We start from the raw sequence: 17,932 nt of genomic DNA, 5'->3' as shown, positions 1-17,932 counted from the left end.
TAGTTAGAAGGATTTGGTCATGCGCCATCGTAAGAGTGGTCGTCAACTCAACCGCAACAGCAGTCATCGCAAAGCGATGTTCAGCAACATGGCTAGCTCTCTAGTACGTCATGAAGTTATCAAGACTACTTTGCCAAAAGCTAAAGAGCTACGTCGCGTAGTTGAGCCTTTGATTACACTAGCTAAGACTGACAGTGTTGCTAACCGTCGTCTGGCATTTGCACGTACTCGTGACAACGAAGTCGTTGCTAAACTATTTAACGAACTTGGTCCACGTTTCGCTGCACGTCAAGGCGGCTACACTCGCATTCTGAAGTGTGGTTTCCGTGCCGGCGATAAAGCTCCAATGGCTTACATTGAGCTTGTAGATCGCCCAGAAGCTGCTGAAGAAGCTGCTGCTGAGTAATCGGTTCGCGATTAAAAAAGCCGAGCGTAAGCTCGGCTTTTTTGTATCTGCAGATTCTGATATGCACACTCAACATTTCTGTTGGGTGTGCACTCTCATCAATTCGCTGATGACGTTCCCCACAATTGGCTCAACGAGCCGAGCAGACCATCACTGGCACCCTGGCTGGTCAGGTACTGCAGCACCAGCGGTGCAAACTGACTAATCATGCTTGGGTCAAGGCCCAATCCTTTGAACACATCATTGACTGCACTGAGGCTATTCAGGCCCGATAACGTATCCTTGCTGCCAGACAAATTCAGATTGGTTAACTGATCCATGCCGGGTAACAGTTGCCCCAGCTCTTCGCTGTTGCTTTCTGAGAGCTGATTTTGGGCCAGCGATAACATCGCGCCAACCCCACCGGTGGCTTGTTGTGGCGAGACTGGTAGTTGGTTGGTCACCTGGGTGATCAAGCTCGAGTTACTTTCGGCCTGATTGAGCGTGCTGCTGACCATGCTGGCGAGGTCGTTGCTTTGATCTTTGCTGCCGAAATTGAGAAATGCAAAGCTGGGTGCGCTGAAAACGGTGCTGAGCACCAGCGCGGAGACAATGGAGCGTTTCATAGATGAGTGCCATTCCTTAACTTTAGGCTCAGTGACCTTCATTCTAGCCAAAAAAAAGCGGCGCTGGGCGCCGCTTGATGTCAATTTTTTGCGAATTCGTTGGATTACAGGATATCCAGCAGTTCCACTTCGAATACCAGGGCAGCAAATGGAGGGATTGCCGCGCCTGCGCCACGTTCACCGTAAGCAAGATCTTGAGGAACGTACAGTTTCCATTTTGAGCCAACAGGCATCAGTTGCAGCGCTTCTACCCAACCTTTGATTACACCGGTTACCGGGAATTCAGCAGGCTGGCCACGAGTGACTGAGCTGTCGAATACTGTGCCGTCAACCAGTTGACCGTGGTAGTGTACACGTACCGCTTTGTCTGCCGTTGGGATTTCGCCTTCACCCTGGCTGATCACTTCGTATTGCAGACCAGATTCCAGTACGGTGACTTCAGGGCGCAGAGCGTTGTCTTTCAGGAAAGATTCGCCTTCAGCCGCTGCAGCTTTTGCTACTTCCTGGCGAGTTTCTTCAGCGCGCATGTGAAGAGCTTGCAGAGCCTGGTTGATCTCGTCGATTTCGATAGCTGGCATGTCGCCAACCAGTGCAGTGGCAATACCCGCTGCGATCGCGTCAACACTCAGTCCTTCCAGACCGCTACCTGCCAGTTGTTGGCCCATTTGCAGACCGATACCGTAGCTAGCTTTTTGCTCTACAGTTTCAAATTTTACTTCAGACATAAAAGTCACTCTTTGTCGTGTCAAATAAAGCCCACAGGATAACAGTTTCGTCCGGGGGATGAAACGTTCAGGCTGAATTCGTTACAATTGAGGTTTAAGGTGTGATTGAGCGCAGAATCCCGGCCAAAAAACATCAGGATTATGTCAACCTTTAGCAGATCAGCGGCAAGCCCCTATACTCTCGGCACGTGAGTTTTTATACTGTGGCAAGGAATTTATGGACGGATGAAAATGAATCGTCGACACAAGAAGAAGCAGCAGACCGATTATCTTGCCTTGGTTCAGAACCAGTGGGACTCTATTGACTGGCGTGAATATCAGCAACGTAGCGTGCAGTTGTGGCAGCGTTTACCTAAGCTGCATCAGCGCGCACTGATGGTTTTGGTGCCGGTCGTATTGATTCTGATGGTGATCCCGTTACCAGAGGGGGCGGATGATGCGGTGCAAGACACCGCTGCAGAGCCGCTTTCGGGTCAAATTCAGCGCGTTGCGGTCAATGTGAATACCCGTGGCTTGAGTGAAGAGCAGCAACAGAATACGCCTCAGGCTCAGACTCCTGGCCAGATACAGAGTACCGCCTGGCGTGAGTATATAGTGCAAAGTGGTGATACCCTGTCGCAGGTATTTCGTAATAATGATCTGTCGATGGCTGATCTCAATGATCTGGTTAAAATCGAAGGCAGCGATAAGCCGCTGAGTCAGATCCGCGCAGGCCAGTTGATCCGTTTTAAACTGTCGAAAGACGGCAAGCTCGACATTTTACAGCTAGAGAAAAACAATCAGTCGGTGATGTTTTTCCGTTTGTCTGACGGTGGATTTGGCCGCAGTAAATAGCTTGCGATATGCTTAACCTGTCGCTGGGCGACTTTGGGGGCCAGCGGCACAATGATCATCCCTATTCCAAACCAGATCAGTTGACCCGGTTGTTCATTAAACCAGTACAGCCCGGACAGGGCTCATACGCTGCGCAGCATGCCGACATGTTCGATGTCGTCTTCGAGGTAAATATCGGTCGTGGTGACAAACCCGTGCTGGCGATAAAATGCCTGTAAGTGAGCCTGGGCGCTGATCTCAATCGCCTGCTGTGGCCACAACTGTTGGCAATGCGTTAAAGCCTGGCTGAGCAAGTCATGCCCGAGTCCGTTGCCGCGCGCGGATTGCAGGGTTGCAACCCGGCCGATGCTGGCGTTGTCATAGCTGACGCCGGGAGGCAGCAGGCGGGCGCAGGCCACCAGTTGTTCTGCCTGGTAACCGAGCAGATGGCAGGCGCCGGGGGCATGATCTTTATTGTCCAGTTCCGGGTAAGGGCAAGTTTGTTCCACAACGAAGACATTGACCCGTAATTGCAGTAATTGATAGAGCTGAAAAGTACTGAGTTGGTCAAAAGTGAGGCATTGCCAGGTGATCATGAATAACTCCTTGTATTGAAATGGCGCTCACTGTAGCAGCGCACCCTGCGCCTGGCATTAACAAAAGTTAAGAACGAAGCAGAATAAAAAATTAAATTAATATTCACTGGTGATCCGGGGCAAAATAACGATAATAGCCGCTCGTTTTTTCGTCTGACTAAGGACACTCCTGTGACCTCCACCTCTTTTTCTGCCTTGAATCTCAAGCCTGAACTACTTTCTAACCTCGATACTATGGGGTTTACTCAAATGACGCCGATTCAGGCCCAGTCATTGCCGGCTATCTTGCAAGGCCAGGACGTGATTGGTCAGGGTAAGACCGGCTCAGGTAAAACCGCGGCGTTTGGTCTGGGTGTGTTATCTAATCTGAACGTGAAACGCTTCCGTGTGCAGGCTCTGGTGTTGTGTCCGACCCGCGAACTGGCTGATCAGGTCGCGACTGATATCCGTACCCTGGGCCGCGCAATTCACAATATCAAAGTACTGACCCTGTGTGGGGGAATGCCGATGGGCCCGCAGATTGGCTCACTGGAGCATGGTGCACACATTCTGGTCGGCACTCCGGGCCGTATTCTTGATCACTTGAGTAAAGGACGCATCGATCTGTCTGAGCTCAATACTCTGGTGCTGGATGAAGCGGATCGTATGCTGGAAATGGGTTTCCAGGAAGCGCTGGATGCTATTATCGGCGCGGCACCAAAACAGCGCCAGACGCTGTTGTTCAGTGCCACTTATCCGAAAGCAATTGCGAATATTGCTCAGTCCGTCACGCATGATGCACTGATGATCAAAGTGGCAGCGACGCATGATACGTCTAGTATTCAGCAGTTGTTTTACAAGCTGGACGGAACCGAAGCGCGTGATGCGGCGCTGGAGACCTTACTGCTTAATCATCAACCTGAATCGGCGGTGGTGTTCTGTAATACCAAACGCGAAGTGCAGAATGTGGCCGATGAGTTACATCATAAAGGCTTTAGTGTGGTTGAGCTGCATGGTGATATGGAGCAGCGTGAGCGCGACCAGGCACTGGTTCAGTTTGCCAACAAAAGTATTTCCATCTTAGTGGCCACTGATGTGGCGGCGCGCGGCCTTGATGTTGATAATCTGGATGCGGTGTTCAACTTTGAACTGTCACGTGATCCGGAAGTGCACGTGCACCGTATCGGCCGTACCGGCCGTGCGGGCAGCAAAGGCCTGGCGTTCAGCTTCTTCAGTGACAATGAAATGTACCGCGTGGCACAGATTGATGAATACATGGATATCGCGATCAGCCCGGCGGTATTGCCGGCAGTGAAAGCAGGTGCCGAGCCGTATCAGGCTGGCATGGTGACCATTCAGATCGATGGCGGTAAGAAGCAGAAAGTGCGTCCGGGTGATATTCTGGGTGCGCTGACCGCCGGCGGTGCGCTGACAGCGGATCAGATCGGTAAGATCAATCTGATGCCAATGCGTGCCTATGTGGCGGTCAGTAAGAAAGTGGCCAAGCAGGCACTGCAGATCCTCGCCAACGGTAAGATCAAAGGCCGCCAATTCCGCGCCCGTCTGGTCAAGTAAACCGCTTACTTTACTCTCAGCCGGGCTTTAATCCGGCTGAGACTGATGGGGGTTATCCCCAGATAGGCAGCGATCAGGCTGTCGCTGATGCGCGGAATTAAGTCAGGAAACTGCTCGCACATCGCCTGATATCGTTGCTCTGGTCGCAGCAGTAACATGACTCTTTCTTTATGCTCTTTATGTATCAGTTGGGTTTCCAGCAGCTTGAGGTATAACGGGTGTGCTTCACTGCGCCACTGATGCAGGTGTTGCAGTGGCAGGCATAACAAAACGACCGGCGTCAGTGTCTCTAGTAAGTAGGGCGATGGCGTATTCTCAATCAGGTTTTCAAAACCGATAATCCAGTCCTCCTCCCAGTAAAACTCTTTACTGAATTCCTTACCCTGCTCAGTCAGATAACTGGCGTGGCAGATTCCCTGGCTGACGAAGTAAAAGTGGCTTGGCATTTCGCCCTGATTAATCAGTATGTGCCGGGTTGGCAGTTCAAGCGGAAAAGCACCGTCCAGCAGCTGCTCAATTTGTGTTTCACTGAAACCGTTTTGTTGCATCTGCTGATAAAATTGCTGTGAAATCGTATCGTGCGGCAATGCCATCGGATGTCCTTGTTAAGCGATTATGTGCCAGCGATGAAGCAGAGGGATTAATGTGTTTAGACCAGATTCTGGTTTGACTGGCTAATGCTTTGTCCGCCGGGCACGGGTCGGGCAGCATGAAATTTTGACGTATTTTAGCCTAACGTCAGGCTTGGTTTCGAGTCATTTCCACACCACAGCACTGTCTCTATGCTTGTATCCATCACGCTCACCAAGGGCGACTTTGTGGCTGGTGTCACACAACCACCCCCTGTTGCAGCAAGGCTTAGCAAGCGATTTGTTGCTGTTCACACTTCATCGCTGTGTAACCAGATAGTCACGATTTTGTTACTCAAATTTACCGTGATGCTGCAAATGTGCCAGTCCTATATCAGTTTTTCGAATAAAAAATGAAATTTTAGAATTTCAGGTAATAACAAGAACTGCCCATAATGCAAGCATTAATCGGGTAAGGGATGACGAACATGGCGGGCTCAGAAACGGTGTCAACGCTGCAACATAAAACACCACGTTTAGTGGCGATTGAATCAGGTAAGCAACCGGACGCGTTTAAGCGTATTGCTCGCAGCCAGCTGCAAGCTGGTGAAGTCGCTCTGGTTGGTGCCGGCCCTGGCGATCCTGAACTGTTGACGGTTAAAGCACTGAGCTATCTGCAACAGGCTGATGTGGTGTTGTACGACTACCTGGTTTCTGACGACATCATGGCATTGATCCCGGATGAGACCATTCTGGTGTGCGTGGGCAAACGTGCCGGTCACCACAGTGTGCCGCAGGAGAAAACCAACCAGCTGTTGGTTGAGTTTGCCAAACAAGGTCATCGTGTCGTACGCATCAAAGGCGGCGATCCGTTTATGTTTGGTCGTGGCGGCGAAGAGCTGGAAGTGCTGTTCGATGCGGGAGTGTCATTTCAGGTGATTCCCGGCATTACAGCCGCTGCTGGCGCAACAGCCTATGCGGGCATTCCGCTAACTCACCGAGATTATGCGCAGTCGGCGCTGTTTATTACCGGTCATCTCAAAGCGGAAGCCGCGGCTGAAATGGACTGGTCAACCCTGGCTCGCAGCCAGCAAACGCTGGTGATTTATATGGGACTGATGAAATCCAGCACCATAGCGCAGCAATTGATTGAGCATGGCCGCAGTGCCGGGACGCCGATCGCGATTATTGAGCGTGGGACTCAGTCAACCCAGAAAGTGTTTCGCGGTCAGCTCAGTGAACTGCCGCAGTTGGCCGCTAACGCTGAGTCACCGTCACTGATTGTGATTGGCGAAGTGGTGACTTTGGCCAACAAACTGACGTGGTTTGGTGACAATACCGCGCCGTCTACCCAAATTGCATAACAAACATAATTCAAATTGCGAGACCCGCAGGGGTCTTTCAAGCCACCAGGCAGCTAAAAGGAAGCACGCAAAATGGATCAACAACGCTTAACCCATTTAAAACAGCTTGAGGCAGAAAGTATCCACATCATTCGTGAAGTGGCTGCCGAATTTGCCAACCCAGTGATGATGTATTCGATCGGTAAAGATTCGTCGGTCATGCTTCATCTGGCGCGTAAAGCGTTTTATCCGGGCAAGATCCCATTCCCTCTGTTACACGTTGATACCGACTGGAAATTCCGCGACATGATCGCGTTCCGTGATGCAACGGCGAAGAAATACGGTTTCGAACTGTTGGTACACAAAAACCCGGAAGGTTTGGCGATGGGGATCAACCCGTTTGACCACGGTTCTTCTAAGCACACTGACATCATGAAAACCCAGGGTCTGAAGCAGGCGCTGAACAAATACGGTTTTGATGCTGCGTTCGGTGGTGCCCGTCGTGATGAAGAGAAATCGCGTGCCAAAGAGCGTGTTTATTCATTCCGTGACAAGAACCATACCTGGGATCCAAAAAACCAGCGTCCAGAGCTGTGGAAAACTTACAACGGTCAGATCAATAAAGGCGAGAGCATCCGTGTTTTCCCACTATCGAACTGGACCGAGCTGGATATCTGGCAATACATCTACCTGGAAAACATTGAAATCGTTCCTCTGTACCTGTCGGATGTGCGTCCTGTGGTTGAGCGTGATGGCATGCTGATCATGGTTGATGATGACCGTATGAAACTGAAGCCGGGTGAAGAGATCCAGCATAAGAGCATACGTTTCCGTACTTTGGGTTGTTACCCGCTGACCGGCGCGGTGGAGTCGGAAGCGAAAACGTTGCCGGAAATCATCGAAGAAATGCTGGTTGCCACCTCAAGTGAGCGTCAGGGCCGTGCGATCGACCACGATTCGTCAGGATCGATGGAAATGAAAAAACGTCAAGGTTACTTCTAAGGGTCTAAGGAAAGAAAATGAATAGTGCAGTTCAAGCTCAACTTGCTGAGCTAGGTATTGAAGGTTACCTCAATCAACACCAACATAAATCGCTACTTAGATTCCTGACGTGTGGTTCGGTAGACGATGGTAAAAGTACACTGATCGGTCGTCTGCTTCATGACTCAAAACAAATTTATGAAGATCAGCTGGCCGCTGTGCATTCCGACAGCCAGCGTGTCGGTACCACCGGTGAGCGTCCGGATCTGGCGCTGCTGGTTGACGGCCTGCAGGCCGAGCGTGAGCAGGGCATCACCATTGATGTGGCGTACCGTTACTTCTCGACTCAGAAACGTAAGTTCATCATTTCTGACACACCGGGACACGAGCAGTACACCCGTAACATGGCGACCGGTGCGTCGACCTGTGATCTGGCGGTGATTCTGATCGATGCGCGCAAAGGCGTATTGGATCAAACGCGTCGTCACTCGTTCATTTCCAACCTGCTGGGTCTGAAGCACTTCATCGTTGCGGTGAACAAGATGGACCTGGTGGACTACTCGCAGGAGCGTTTTGAAGAGATTCGCGCTCAGTATCTGGAGTTCTCGAAGCATCTGCAGGGTGAAACCAACATCGAGATCATTCCACTGTCTGCGCTGGAAGGCGATAACGTGGTGGATAAGAGCGAGAACATGGCATGGTACCAAGGTCCGTCACTGCTGGATCTGCTGGAAACCGTCGATGTTGATCAGGAAAAAGGCACCGGTGAATTCCGCTTCCCAGTGCAGTACGTGAACCGTCCTAACCTGGATTTTCGTGGTTTTGCCGGCACCATCTCATCCGGTGCAGTCAGCGTTGGCGACAAAATTAAAGTGCTGCCATCAGGCAAGACTTCAACCGTTGCTCGTATTGTAACGTTCGATGGCGATCTGCCACAAGCAAGCGCTGGTCTGGCGGTTACGCTGACTCTGGCGGATGAAATTGATATCAGCCGTGGCGATCTGATTGTGCTGGAGCAGGATCATGTCGACAGCACCAACCATCTGCTGGCGGATGTGGTGTGGATGACAGAGCAGCCGCTCAAACCAGGTCGTGAATACGATGTGAAAATCGCAGGCATGAAGACGGTTGGTCAGATCGTTGCGGTTCGCCACCAGTACGACATTAACAATCTGGACACTTTCCAGTCTGAAGAGTTGCCACTGAACGGTATCGGTTTGTGCGAATGGACCTTTAATCAGTCCGTTGCACTGGACAAGTACCTGGATTGTGCTGATACCGGTGGTTTCATCATCATCGACCGTCTGACTAACGTCACTGTCGGTGCCGGTCTGGTGCGTGACAGTCTGCAGAATGTGGCGCAAGCCGAAGGCCAATTCTCTGCGTTTGAAGTGGAACTCAACGCGCTGATCCGTAAGCACTTCCCACACTGGGATGCCAAAGATCTGAGTCAATTGCTTAAGTGATCAGTGATGGGGGGCAGGTGACTGCCCCCATATCGAGGGAAGCGTTATGTGGGAACAAGGGCTGGTACTGGCGATTCTGCTGGGCATTGTGACCTGTCTGTTAGTGACACGAATTAAGCCGAGCTTTATCTTTGCCGGCGCAGCATTTGCTGCTTTTATGACTGGCATGATGGATGTCACCGAGCTGGCGGCGAATTTCACTAACGCTTCTTTACTGACTTTAGTGTTACTTATTCTGGCTTCGACGGCGTTGGAAAAAACGCGTCTGGTCAGCTGGGTAAGCCGTAATATTTCTGAAGGTAATCTCGGCATGGTTGTCGCCAAGCTGGGGTTCTCAACCGCGTTTTTATCCTCGTTTACGAATAACACGGCGGTAGTGGTGTCGTTGATCGGAGCGATCAAACGCAACCAGCAACATGCGCCTTCGCGTTTGTTGATCCCGCTTTCTTATACCGCAATTTTTGGCGGCACCCTGACTTTGATCGGCACCTCGACCAACCTGATCATCAATAGCTTTGTCGAAGATGCCGGGCTACCCAGCCTCGGCTTTTTCGCCCCGTCTTTGATCGGCCTGGCCGTGTTGGTGGGTTGTGTGATCATCTTGATCCCGCTCAGCTATCTGCTGCCGAGCTATGATGAACAGAGTCAGGATGATTTACCCTATTTTCTTGAGGCCAGTGTTGAGCCGGGCTCTCCTCTGGTCGGGCACAGCATCGCAGAAAATAATCTGCGTGAGCTGCGTAAACTGTTTCTGGCCGAAGTGATTCGTGACGGCGAAAGCGTCCGCTCGGTCGGACCGGATTTTATCCTTGAGGCGCGCGACCGTCTGTTGTTCTGTGGCGATGTTGAGAGTGTCTCCACGCTGCAGGAGATTCAGGGGCTGACCCTGTTTGGCCAGCATCATCTCAATGGCCAGAACTTTGTTGAAGTTGTGGTTAGCTCATCGGCCAGTTTTTGTAATACCACGTTGAAATCGAGCCGTTTCCGGGATCGTTTTGATGCTGTTGTCGTCGCCATTCGCCGTGGTCATGAGCGTCTCGAAGGCGGGCTGGGTAATATTACCCTCACCGCAGGTGATACTCTGGTTCTGGTTCCGGGTAAAGGTTTCGATGCTCAGCGCCGTTCCAACAGCCGTGAATTTGTGCTGATCAACGATCTTGATTCGAGTGCCAAACTCGATACCAGCAAATCCAGCCTGGTATTGCTCGGCTTTGCCGCCGTCATCGCTGCATCCCTGCTTGGTGTTTTGCCGATTATCAAAGGGCTGCTGGCGTATTTATTAGTGCTGTTTGTGTGCGGCATCGTACAGGTCAGTGAGCTGCGGCGCCGCTTCCCGCTCGATATCGTGGTGATTGTCGGCTCAGCACTCTCCATTGCCCAGTTGATGATCTCGTCCGGATTATCGCAGGAGATGGGCGGGCTGTTTATCCAGGCGTTTAACGGCTGGGGTGTATTTGGTGCCCTGGTGGCGACCTATCTGGTCACCCTGGTGTTGACGGAACTGATTACCAATAACGCCGCCGCGGCACTGGCATTCCCGATTGGCTACAGTATGGCCGTCGGCTACGGTGTCGATCCGATGCCATTTATCATGGCCGTGCTGTTTGGTGCCAGTGCCAGTTTTATTTCGCCTTACGGTTATCAGACCAACCTGCTGGTTTATAGCGTAGGCAATTACAAAATGTCGGATTATGTGCGTATCGGTATCCCGATTTCGCTGGTCTACTCCACTCTGGTGCTGACCCTGATCCCAGTATTTTTTCCATTTTAATTTTACAATCAATAATGTGCAGAAGGATGACTTATGAGCACCGCATCTAATGTGAAAGACGAAAACATCGTGTGGCATCAACATGCGGTTGATAAGCACTTTCGTGCCGAGCTGAAACAGCAAAAACCGGCCGTACTCTGGTTCACGGGTTTGTCTGGTGCAGGCAAATCAACCGTCGCTGGCGCACTGGAAAACCGCCTTGCTGAGCTGGGTTTTCACACTTACCTGCTGGATGGTGACAATGTACGTCACGGTCTGTGCGGCGATTTAGGCTTCTCGGAACAGGATCGCCGCGAGAATATCCGTCGTATCGGTGAGCTGGCCAAGCTGATGGCCGATGCGGGGTTGATTGTACTGACGGCGTTTATTTCTCCGCACCGTGCTGAGCGTCAGCTGGTGCGTGACCTGCTGCCGGAAGGCGAGTTCATCGAAGTGTTTGTCAACACTTCGCTGGAAGTGTGTGAGCAGCGCGACCCGAAAGGTCTGTACAAGAAAGCACGTGCTGGCGAAATCCCGAATTTCACCGGTATTGATTCAGCTTACGAAGCGCCGCTGAATCCGGAAATCGATCTGCCGGCCGGAGATAAGAGTATTGATGAGCTGGTAGAGCAGTGTGTGGCCGAGTTGACGCAACGCGCGATCATCAAGCGCTCAGCGCGATGATCAAACACTGACATCAAGTGCTCAGTCAGAGTGAAATAGAGAAATCAGGCCCCGGCCTGATTTTTTGTTTCTGATCTCGGCTCAGCGCTCCGGCTGACTTACACCGTATGGTGAATACTGCTGCTGGCGTCGCTATGCACGGTAAACTTCTGACTCAGCAGCGCGACCAGCTGATCGTAATAACTCATGTTCGGTTTATTACCGAGCAGACGGCACAGCTCATTACCGGTCGGTGAAAAGCGGTAGTAAAGCAGGCGCACTCCGCGCGAGTTGGCATTTAACGACAGCTGCTTACCCTGATAACTGAGACTGAGGGGCGGATCGATTTCAATTTCTCCCGACTCCAGTTCGCTGGCGTGCAACAGGCCGAGTTCGATCAAAACCAGCAGGCTGGCGTAGGGCAGTTGATGGTTACCGATATTGAGGGTATTGGTGCTTTCCCGTTTACCCAGCCGGAACAGACTGTGCTGAACTTTGAGGCCAAATAGCAGTTTCAGGCTGCTATCGGTGCCGAAACTGCAGGCCAGAGCGGCTGCACGCTGCAAAATCTGCGCTTCTTTGGGAGTCATACCCTGCAGGACCTGCAGCGCTTTCATCGAAGTAAAACCCGGATTAGTCACTTCGCGCTTGAGTACTTGTGCCCACAGGCGCTGCATCGATGAATTATGAATATCCTGGGCCATATCAAAAAAACGATACAGCCAGTCCTGATCCGGTTCTCCAGCTGTTTCATTGCGACAGGAAACATGCGCCAGACGTACGATTTGCTCAAGATTCTTCTGGCGCTGCTCTTTACGATCGCGCTCGCGTTTTAAGGCCCGCTCAAAGGGTGTCTTTTTGGCCGGCTCGCTGCTCAGTAAAGCATCCAGGCCATGCTGCTGGGCAATCGCGATAATGCGGTTAGCACTGTCTTTGACATAATGGGAGCGTTTTTCCTGGCCGGAGCCGGTTGTTGTTTCGTGTTCGATCAGCACGGATTGTTTAGGATCGGCCATGTTTTCGGGCACTTATACAGAGACACACATAGGTTAAAATCTACCCTGTATATGCGGTGATAGCCAGAGTTACGATCGACAAATTTGCGCTACCACGAATGATAATAGTTTGTTAAAATTGTTAATCATTAGCGCTGGGGGTGAGTATGAAAGAGTGCGGGGATAACAGAATGCGCAAGCACCTGTCGATTGTTTTACTGTTTGTCATTTACCTGGGTGTACTGACGTATCTGTCCAAATATCTGATTTAGCATCACAATTAACAGGTGGTTTTCTTAACCAATCCAGACTTGTGCTAACTTAACAACGTTGGCTCACTGAACATTTTTGCTAACCGAAAACTTTCATTAAACCCAAAGAATGGCTGGTTAGCTCGCTATTACATGTCGTCGTAAGGCTCAAGGTTGTCCCCTTGCAGGGTATAGCCACTTTCAGCCAGTTCGAGACTGACCGGGTCTGTTTTCAATGTCCCCACCACATACACTATGTCCCACAGCTCCTGCACGGGCGCACCTTGCGGAAACTTCACATAAATAATCTGATTCGGTGGCGGCGGTGGCACATGGATGCAGGCGCCAAAGTAGGGCACCAGCAGAAATTCAGTCACGGTATTTTCATCCCCTTCGAGCGGAATAACAAAGCCGGGAATTTTGACTTTACTGCCGTTCAGCTCCGGGCGCACATGGCCGATTTTAGACTGTTTGGCCTGGGCGTTGCCGCTGTGATCCGGCATGGGTAATCCCTGCTGGTCAAACTGGTTGCGTTCGTTTTGCGGGATCAAATCGAGCCAGTCGAGTTGGAGCACATCATCGCTGGCCAACGCGGCGGGCGCACAGAGGCTGAGCAGCAGTATGCACATTGCCTGGTAACACGTTTTCATAGTCGTTCCTTGTCGTGGTCCCGGCTGATTAAGCGCCGGGACGAAGATGGATGTTGTCAGTGTCGTTATCGGGTGGCTGCCACTTACAGCCGGATGGTCATCCCATCACTGAGCGACTGCCGATAGGCGCGCAAGGCCGGTACAATTCCTATCACAATTCCGGCGCATTGCACATAACCCAGCAGTTGCCATTCGTGGCGGCTGATAGCGCCAAGATCGATACGAATCCCGTACTGGCTTTCAATCAACGGAGCCGCCAGCGCGAGCAGGGCATACAGCCCAAGCACTCCGAGCACAATACCGGCCAGAGTCAGCAGAGCGGCCTCACTGATCAGCAGGCTGAAGATGTGTCTTGGCCGCGCTCCCATCGCACGCAGGATGGACATCTCGCGCCGCCGCTCCTGCAAGCTGGTCAACAGGCTGCTCAGCATGCCAAGCAGCCCGGCGACCACTACGAAGACCGACACGGCCATCAAAGCCTGTTCTGCCACTGACATCATGCCCCATAACTCATGCAGTGCGACTCCAGGTAAGATGGCACTGAGCGGCTCCTGACGGTATTGGTTGATTTCCCGTTGCAGGGCAAAGGTCTGAATTTTCGATTTAAGTCCGAGCAACATGGCAGTGATCTGTTGTGGCTCAAACTGCTGCTCAGCCAGTTGCTTGGCATCCGGAGTATTGCCCAGATGGGCACCGGACTGCCAGCCGACATGAATGGCTTCAATCGCAGCCAGCGAGACGTGCACGGTTTTGTCGACCGGGGTACCGGTCGGCGCCAGAATACCGACCACTTTAAACGGCAGCTTGTCGTGCCGGGCAAAGGCAACATCACTGATGCCGTGGGCAATAATGATTTCGCTGCCGATGGTGTAGCCGAGTTTTTTCGCCACATCGGCACCGAGCACGGTTTCAAACAGGCCATTGAATTGTCTGCCCTGGCTGAAAGTAAGTGACTGCTTACTTCCGAAGCGGTAGTGTTCGAAATAACTGTGATTGGTACCCATGACCCGAAAGCCGCGATGTGAATCGCCGAGTGAGATAGGGATTGCCCACTTCACCGCCGGATGCTGGCTGAATTCGCGGTAGCTTTGCCAGTCGATATTGTTGGTGGCGTTGCCAATCCGAAACACCGAATAGAGCAGCAGGTTCACAGAGCCCGAGCGCCCACCGACAATCAGGTCAGTCCCGGAAATGGTATTCGCAAAGCTGCTCTTGGCCTGGGTTCGAATGCGTTCTACGCCGGTCAGTAGCAGCACGGAAATGGCAACGGTCAGTATGGTCAGCAGTGCGGTCAGTTTGCGGTTGAGCAGACTTTTCCAGGCTAATTTGGCGATGACACTCATTGCATCCCCCGTGCGCGGTTAATGACAGGTAAGTGAATGCTTCGTTCAAAGCATGACTCCAGCGTCGGGTCGTGGCTGACAAACACCAGCGTCGAACCGGCGCGATTGACCTCTTCCAGTAACAAATCAATAAATGCGCTGCGGTTGTCATGATCGAGGGCTGAGGTCGGTTCGTCGGCAATAATCAGATGCGGTTCGCCAATCAGGGCGCGCGCCGCCGCAACCCGTTGCTGCTGACCGATACTCAGCTCCAGCACCGATTTGTGCAGCAGGGCGTGAGGCAGGTGCAGTCGCTCCAGCAGTTCGCAGGCACGAGCCTGCAGTGCGCCGGAGACTTTACTCTTGCGCAGAGCGGAAAACTGGCACGGCAGAATGACATTATCCAGCACAGATAAATAGGGCAGCAGGTTGAACTGCTGGAAAATATAGCCGATATGGTCAGCGCGGAACCGATCGCGCTGGCTGGCCTTGAGCCGGGCCAAATCCTGCCCCAGCAGGCTGACCCGGCCTTGGCCGGCAGTATTGATACCGGTCAGCAGGCTGAGCAGCGTGGATTTACCACAGCCGCTTGGCCCTTTAATGAACAGATGCTGCCCGGCCGCGACAGCGAGTGCGGCGATATCCAGAGTCGGCTGGTCCGTGTCCGGCCACCGGAACACCACATTTTCCAGGGCAATCACCTGCTCGGCAGAATAGAGATGGGGTTGATTCATCACGTCTCCTTGGCGAAAAATCGGGTAAGTGCTCACTTACCCGTATGCCTATTACAGTGAAATGACGGTTTGCTGCGGCGTCAGTTCCGTCGCGGTTTGCCTATTGTCGGTCAGCAGGTTGACCTGCATTTCGCGTGTGGACGGGAATAAATCAAACCAATGGGTTTCTATCTGTTTGAGGTCGCTGATCTGCTCACAGTGATACTGGTATTGAATGGTGAACGCACCGTGTTCACTGTGGTGGGCATGATCCGCATCATCGTCAGCATGGTGCGGGTCGTCATGGCTGGCATGATCATCATGGTCATGGTGTTCATCATCATGATGCGGCTGGTGGCCGCCCAGATTATGGCCGACGTCAGCATGTTGCAGTGAGCATAAGCCAGCTTCACTCAGGGTAAACAGCGAATCCGCCTGATTGAGATTCTCGAGTGCCTGATTGAGCAGTCTGATCTCGCTGTCTGATTGCGGCGCATGTTCAAAGCCGGTGACATCGGCGCCGGGCGCGGTGATTTCGACTAACAGGTCATGGCCATCCTGGGCAATATTGAGCTCAACATGGCCGTGAACGTGAGCGTCATGCTGGCGAAACTCGGATTGGGCGAAAGCACTGCCGCACAGCGCTGCAGTGATGCTGAGAACCAGCATGGTTTGGTTAAACATGGTTTGACTCCGTCAATAAGCAGTGAAACACATTACGTCACATCACAGATGGCGCTGGGTAGCCGCCTACTCTGAGCAACAATAATGTTGAAATAGAAAACGTGAACGGCGTTAAGCCGAGAGGTACTGCAGAGCGAGAGTCGGTGGTGAGCGGGCGCAATAGTCAGTCGGGGGCTGGGGTAGCCGTACCACCCGGTTATCGGGCTGGAGATATGAGGTGCCCGAACACGGCGCCAGTTCAGGCAGAGCCTGGGCCAGACCATGTTGCAGGCCATTGAACAACTGGCATTGGTGATGAGCGTGATGAGACGGCGTAGTGTCCTGCTGGTGACTTACCTCGGCAACAATCAGCCATAGCGTCAGCAGGAGCGCGACTATCGCCACGCTCCTGCTGTGAACTCGTATGCTGTACAGGCTTTTCGGCATGACTGACCCGACGCTGGTTATCCTAACCTTGTTATACTATAACAATCAGCCGGAGAGGCAAGTGAGATTATGGTCAGAGATTACGCTGCACCAGTTGCAGCACCTGCTCTATCTGGCTGTCATCCAGCGCGCCTTCATGCACAAACAGGATCTGGCCGCGTTTATCCTGCACTATGATGGCTGAAGATTCCGGTTGCAGTGCCCAGCTCCGGGCGACGTTGCCGTCTTCATCCAGCACTATCGAGGACCACGGGTACTCTTTTTTGCTGTCCTGCGCGGAAGATTTAACGAACGATCCGGTGCCCCAGATCGCATCATCCTGGTTGATGATCGAGGTGGTCTGATACTGCTCAGCCGGGAACTTCGCCGCGCTGATGGCGCTCATCAGTTGCTGGTTAAGTTCTTTCGCGCTGCTGCGTCCGGCGATGGCCTGGATCACCCGCACTTTGCCGACCATCTGCTGGCTGTTCCAGCTTTGAAAAGTGGTATCGTTATTGTTGAGGATGACTTCACCGTATTGCTGTACCGACACTTCGGGCAGTGTTTGGCCGATATGCAGGTTGTGAGCAGAGACAAGGGTGGGAGAGCACGCCAGCAGTATGGCGATAAGCGTTTTATTTTTCATTATATTTTCCTTTGGTTGAGCACCAAAAGATATAGCATAGAAAGTGGCTGGCTGAGAAATTCAGGTTACCGGATTGCGTGTCAGGTAACCTGATTAGACTAAAGGTCGAGCCGGATTAGTCTCTTATTGAGGTGGAAAACACACTCCGGTGCCACCCAGTCCGCAGTAACCTTGCGGATTTTTGGCCAGATACTGCTGATGGTAAGTTTCGGCGTAATAGTACGGGCCGGCTGGCGCAATCTCTGTGGTGATCACAGCACGTTGCTGCTCGCTGAGCAGTGACTGGTAATCGGCCTGGCTTTGCTCGGCAATGGCCTGTTGCTCATCACTGTACGTATAAATGACTGAGCGGTATTGAGTACCGAGATCGTTGCCCTGACGCATGCCCTGAGTCGGATCGTGCCGTTCCCAGAACGCGCGCAGCAATTGCTCCAGCGGCAGTACCTGCGGGTCAAACACCACCCGTACCACTTCGCTGTGGCCGGTCAGACCGGTACACACTTCTTCATACGTCGGGTTGGGGGTAAAACCACCGGCATAACCGACCGATGTTGAGACGACTCCTTCAATCTGCCAAAACAGGCGCTCAGCACCCCAGAAGCAGCCCATGCCCAGCAGAATTTGCTGCTGGCCGTTAACCGGTGCGGCACTCAGACTGGTTTGGTTAACGAAGTGGGTATCATCTACACTCAAAGGGGTAGAGCGGCCGGGTAAAGCGGTTTCAGCGCTAACCATCATTTGTTTGTCTAACATGATTTATCCTTTTGATTCGCTGACGGTATGACGATAGCCAGG

General features: G+C 52.3%; 20 protein-coding genes. 8 read left to right on the top strand and 12 right to left on the bottom strand.

Annotation, left to right across the window (positions count from 1 at the left end):
• Positions 1 to 19 precede the first annotated feature (19 nt).
• Positions 20 to 406, top strand: a complete 387-nt coding sequence (gene rplQ, locus E6C74_RS11245) for a 50S ribosomal protein L17 (protein WP_136485167.1) — start codon at positions 20 to 22, stop codon at positions 404 to 406.
• Between the two features lie 98 nt (positions 407 to 504).
• Here the strand turns inward: rplQ and E6C74_RS11240 are convergent, their stop codons facing one another.
• Positions 505 to 1,011 (bottom strand): DUF2780 domain-containing protein, encoded by a 507-nt coding sequence (locus tag E6C74_RS11240; RefSeq protein ID WP_136485165.1) that lies wholly within the window; start codon positions 1,009 to 1,011, stop codon positions 505 to 507.
• 104 nt (positions 1,012 to 1,115) lie between these two features.
• Positions 1,116 to 1,736, bottom strand: a complete 621-nt coding sequence (locus E6C74_RS11235; protein WP_136485163.1) for an FKBP-type peptidyl-prolyl cis-trans isomerase — start codon at positions 1,734 to 1,736, stop codon at positions 1,116 to 1,118.
• Between the two features lie 231 nt (positions 1,737 to 1,967).
• On the opposite strand from E6C74_RS11235, the gene E6C74_RS11230 reads away from it, so the two are divergent.
• Positions 1,968 to 2,570, top strand: a complete 603-nt coding sequence (locus tag E6C74_RS11230; protein ID WP_136485505.1) for a LysM-like peptidoglycan-binding domain-containing protein — start codon at positions 1,968 to 1,970, stop codon at positions 2,568 to 2,570.
• A gap of 122 nt (positions 2,571 to 2,692) precedes the next feature.
• Here E6C74_RS11230 and E6C74_RS11225 read toward each other — a convergent pair whose 3' ends face one another.
• Positions 2,693 to 3,145, bottom strand: coding sequence for a GNAT family N-acetyltransferase (locus tag E6C74_RS11225; RefSeq protein ID WP_136485161.1), 453 nt, complete (start codon positions 3,143 to 3,145; stop codon positions 2,693 to 2,695).
• 171 nt (positions 3,146 to 3,316) lie between these two features.
• Between E6C74_RS11225 and dbpA the strand changes: the two genes are divergently transcribed.
• Positions 3,317 to 4,699: an ATP-dependent RNA helicase DbpA gene (gene dbpA, locus E6C74_RS11220; protein WP_136485159.1), complete on the top strand. Its 1,383-nt coding sequence runs from the start codon at positions 3,317 to 3,319 to the stop codon at positions 4,697 to 4,699.
• A gap of 5 nt (positions 4,700 to 4,704) precedes the next feature.
• Here the strand turns inward: dbpA and E6C74_RS11215 are convergent, their stop codons facing one another.
• On the bottom strand, positions 4,705 to 5,292 hold the full coding sequence (locus tag E6C74_RS11215) for a Crp/Fnr family transcriptional regulator (RefSeq protein ID WP_136485157.1): 588 nt from the start codon (positions 5,290 to 5,292) through the stop codon (positions 4,705 to 4,707).
• A 464-nt stretch (positions 5,293 to 5,756) separates the two neighbouring features.
• Between E6C74_RS11215 and cobA the strand changes: the two genes are divergently transcribed.
• From cobA to cysC, 5 genes are all read left to right on the top strand, one after another.
• Positions 5,757 to 6,632: a uroporphyrinogen-III C-methyltransferase gene (gene cobA, locus E6C74_RS11210; protein WP_136485155.1), complete on the top strand. Its 876-nt coding sequence runs from the start codon at positions 5,757 to 5,759 to the stop codon at positions 6,630 to 6,632.
• A 72-nt stretch (positions 6,633 to 6,704) separates the two neighbouring features.
• Entirely contained in the window at positions 6,705 to 7,613 is a 909-nt protein-coding gene (gene cysD, locus E6C74_RS11205) for a sulfate adenylyltransferase subunit CysD (protein ID WP_032082223.1), read from the top strand.
• Positions 7,614 to 7,630: 17 nt separating this feature from the next.
• The gene (cysN, locus tag E6C74_RS11200) at positions 7,631 to 9,058 is read left to right on the top strand and encodes a sulfate adenylyltransferase subunit CysN (RefSeq protein WP_136485153.1); all 1,428 of its coding nucleotides are present in this window, start codon (positions 7,631 to 7,633) and stop codon (positions 9,056 to 9,058) included.
• A 46-nt stretch (positions 9,059 to 9,104) separates the two neighbouring features.
• Positions 9,105 to 10,829, top strand: a complete 1,725-nt coding sequence (locus tag E6C74_RS11195) for an SLC13 family permease (RefSeq protein ID WP_136485151.1) — start codon at positions 9,105 to 9,107, stop codon at positions 10,827 to 10,829.
• 33 nt (positions 10,830 to 10,862) lie between these two features.
• The gene (gene cysC, locus E6C74_RS11190) at positions 10,863 to 11,492 is read left to right on the top strand and encodes an adenylyl-sulfate kinase (RefSeq protein ID WP_136485149.1); all 630 of its coding nucleotides are present in this window, start codon (positions 10,863 to 10,865) and stop codon (positions 11,490 to 11,492) included.
• A 98-nt stretch (positions 11,493 to 11,590) separates the two neighbouring features.
• Here cysC and E6C74_RS11185 read toward each other — a convergent pair whose 3' ends face one another.
• The 8 genes from E6C74_RS11185 to msrA all read right to left on the bottom strand — a co-directional run bounded on the left by E6C74_RS11185 (position 11,591) and on the right by msrA (position 17,890).
• Complete coding sequence (locus E6C74_RS11185; protein WP_136485146.1) at positions 11,591 to 12,487, bottom strand: TIGR03899 family protein; 897 nt, start codon at positions 12,485 to 12,487, stop codon at positions 11,591 to 11,593.
• A gap of 379 nt (positions 12,488 to 12,866) precedes the next feature.
• Positions 12,867 to 13,346: a DUF3299 domain-containing protein gene (locus tag E6C74_RS11180; RefSeq protein WP_240798177.1), complete on the bottom strand. Its 480-nt coding sequence runs from the start codon at positions 13,344 to 13,346 to the stop codon at positions 12,867 to 12,869.
• A gap of 104 nt (positions 13,347 to 13,450) precedes the next feature.
• The gene (locus E6C74_RS11175; RefSeq protein WP_136485142.1) at positions 13,451 to 14,710 is read right to left on the bottom strand and encodes an ABC transporter permease; all 1,260 of its coding nucleotides are present in this window, start codon (positions 14,708 to 14,710) and stop codon (positions 13,451 to 13,453) included.
• Positions 14,707 to 15,423 (bottom strand): ABC transporter ATP-binding protein, encoded by a 717-nt coding sequence (locus tag E6C74_RS11170; protein ID WP_136485140.1) that lies wholly within the window; start codon positions 15,421 to 15,423, stop codon positions 14,707 to 14,709. Before E6C74_RS11170 ends, E6C74_RS11175 begins: the two co-directional genes overlap by 4 nt.
• Positions 15,424 to 15,474: 51 nt before the next feature.
• A complete protein-coding gene (locus E6C74_RS11165) occupies positions 15,475 to 16,086 on the bottom strand; it encodes a DUF2796 domain-containing protein (protein ID WP_136485138.1) in 612 nt (203 codons plus the stop codon).
• A 111-nt stretch (positions 16,087 to 16,197) separates the two neighbouring features.
• A complete protein-coding gene (locus E6C74_RS11160; RefSeq protein WP_240798175.1) occupies positions 16,198 to 16,470 on the bottom strand; it encodes a DUF2607 family protein in 273 nt (90 codons plus the stop codon).
• 115 nt (positions 16,471 to 16,585) lie between these two features.
• On the bottom strand, positions 16,586 to 17,137 hold the full coding sequence (locus E6C74_RS11155) for a YtfJ family protein (RefSeq protein WP_136485134.1): 552 nt from the start codon (positions 17,135 to 17,137) through the stop codon (positions 16,586 to 16,588).
• 123 nt (positions 17,138 to 17,260) lie between these two features.
• Positions 17,261 to 17,890, bottom strand: a complete 630-nt coding sequence (msrA, locus tag E6C74_RS11150) for a peptide-methionine (S)-S-oxide reductase MsrA (RefSeq protein WP_136485132.1) — start codon at positions 17,888 to 17,890, stop codon at positions 17,261 to 17,263.
• Between the last annotated feature and the right edge of the window lie 42 nt (positions 17,891 to 17,932).

Source organism: Vibrio sp. H11 (genome assembly GCF_004804295.1).
GTDB lineage: Bacteria > Pseudomonadota > Gammaproteobacteria > Enterobacterales > Vibrionaceae > Vibrio > Vibrio ostreae.
This window is presented reverse-complemented; position numbering and strand designations above follow the sequence as displayed.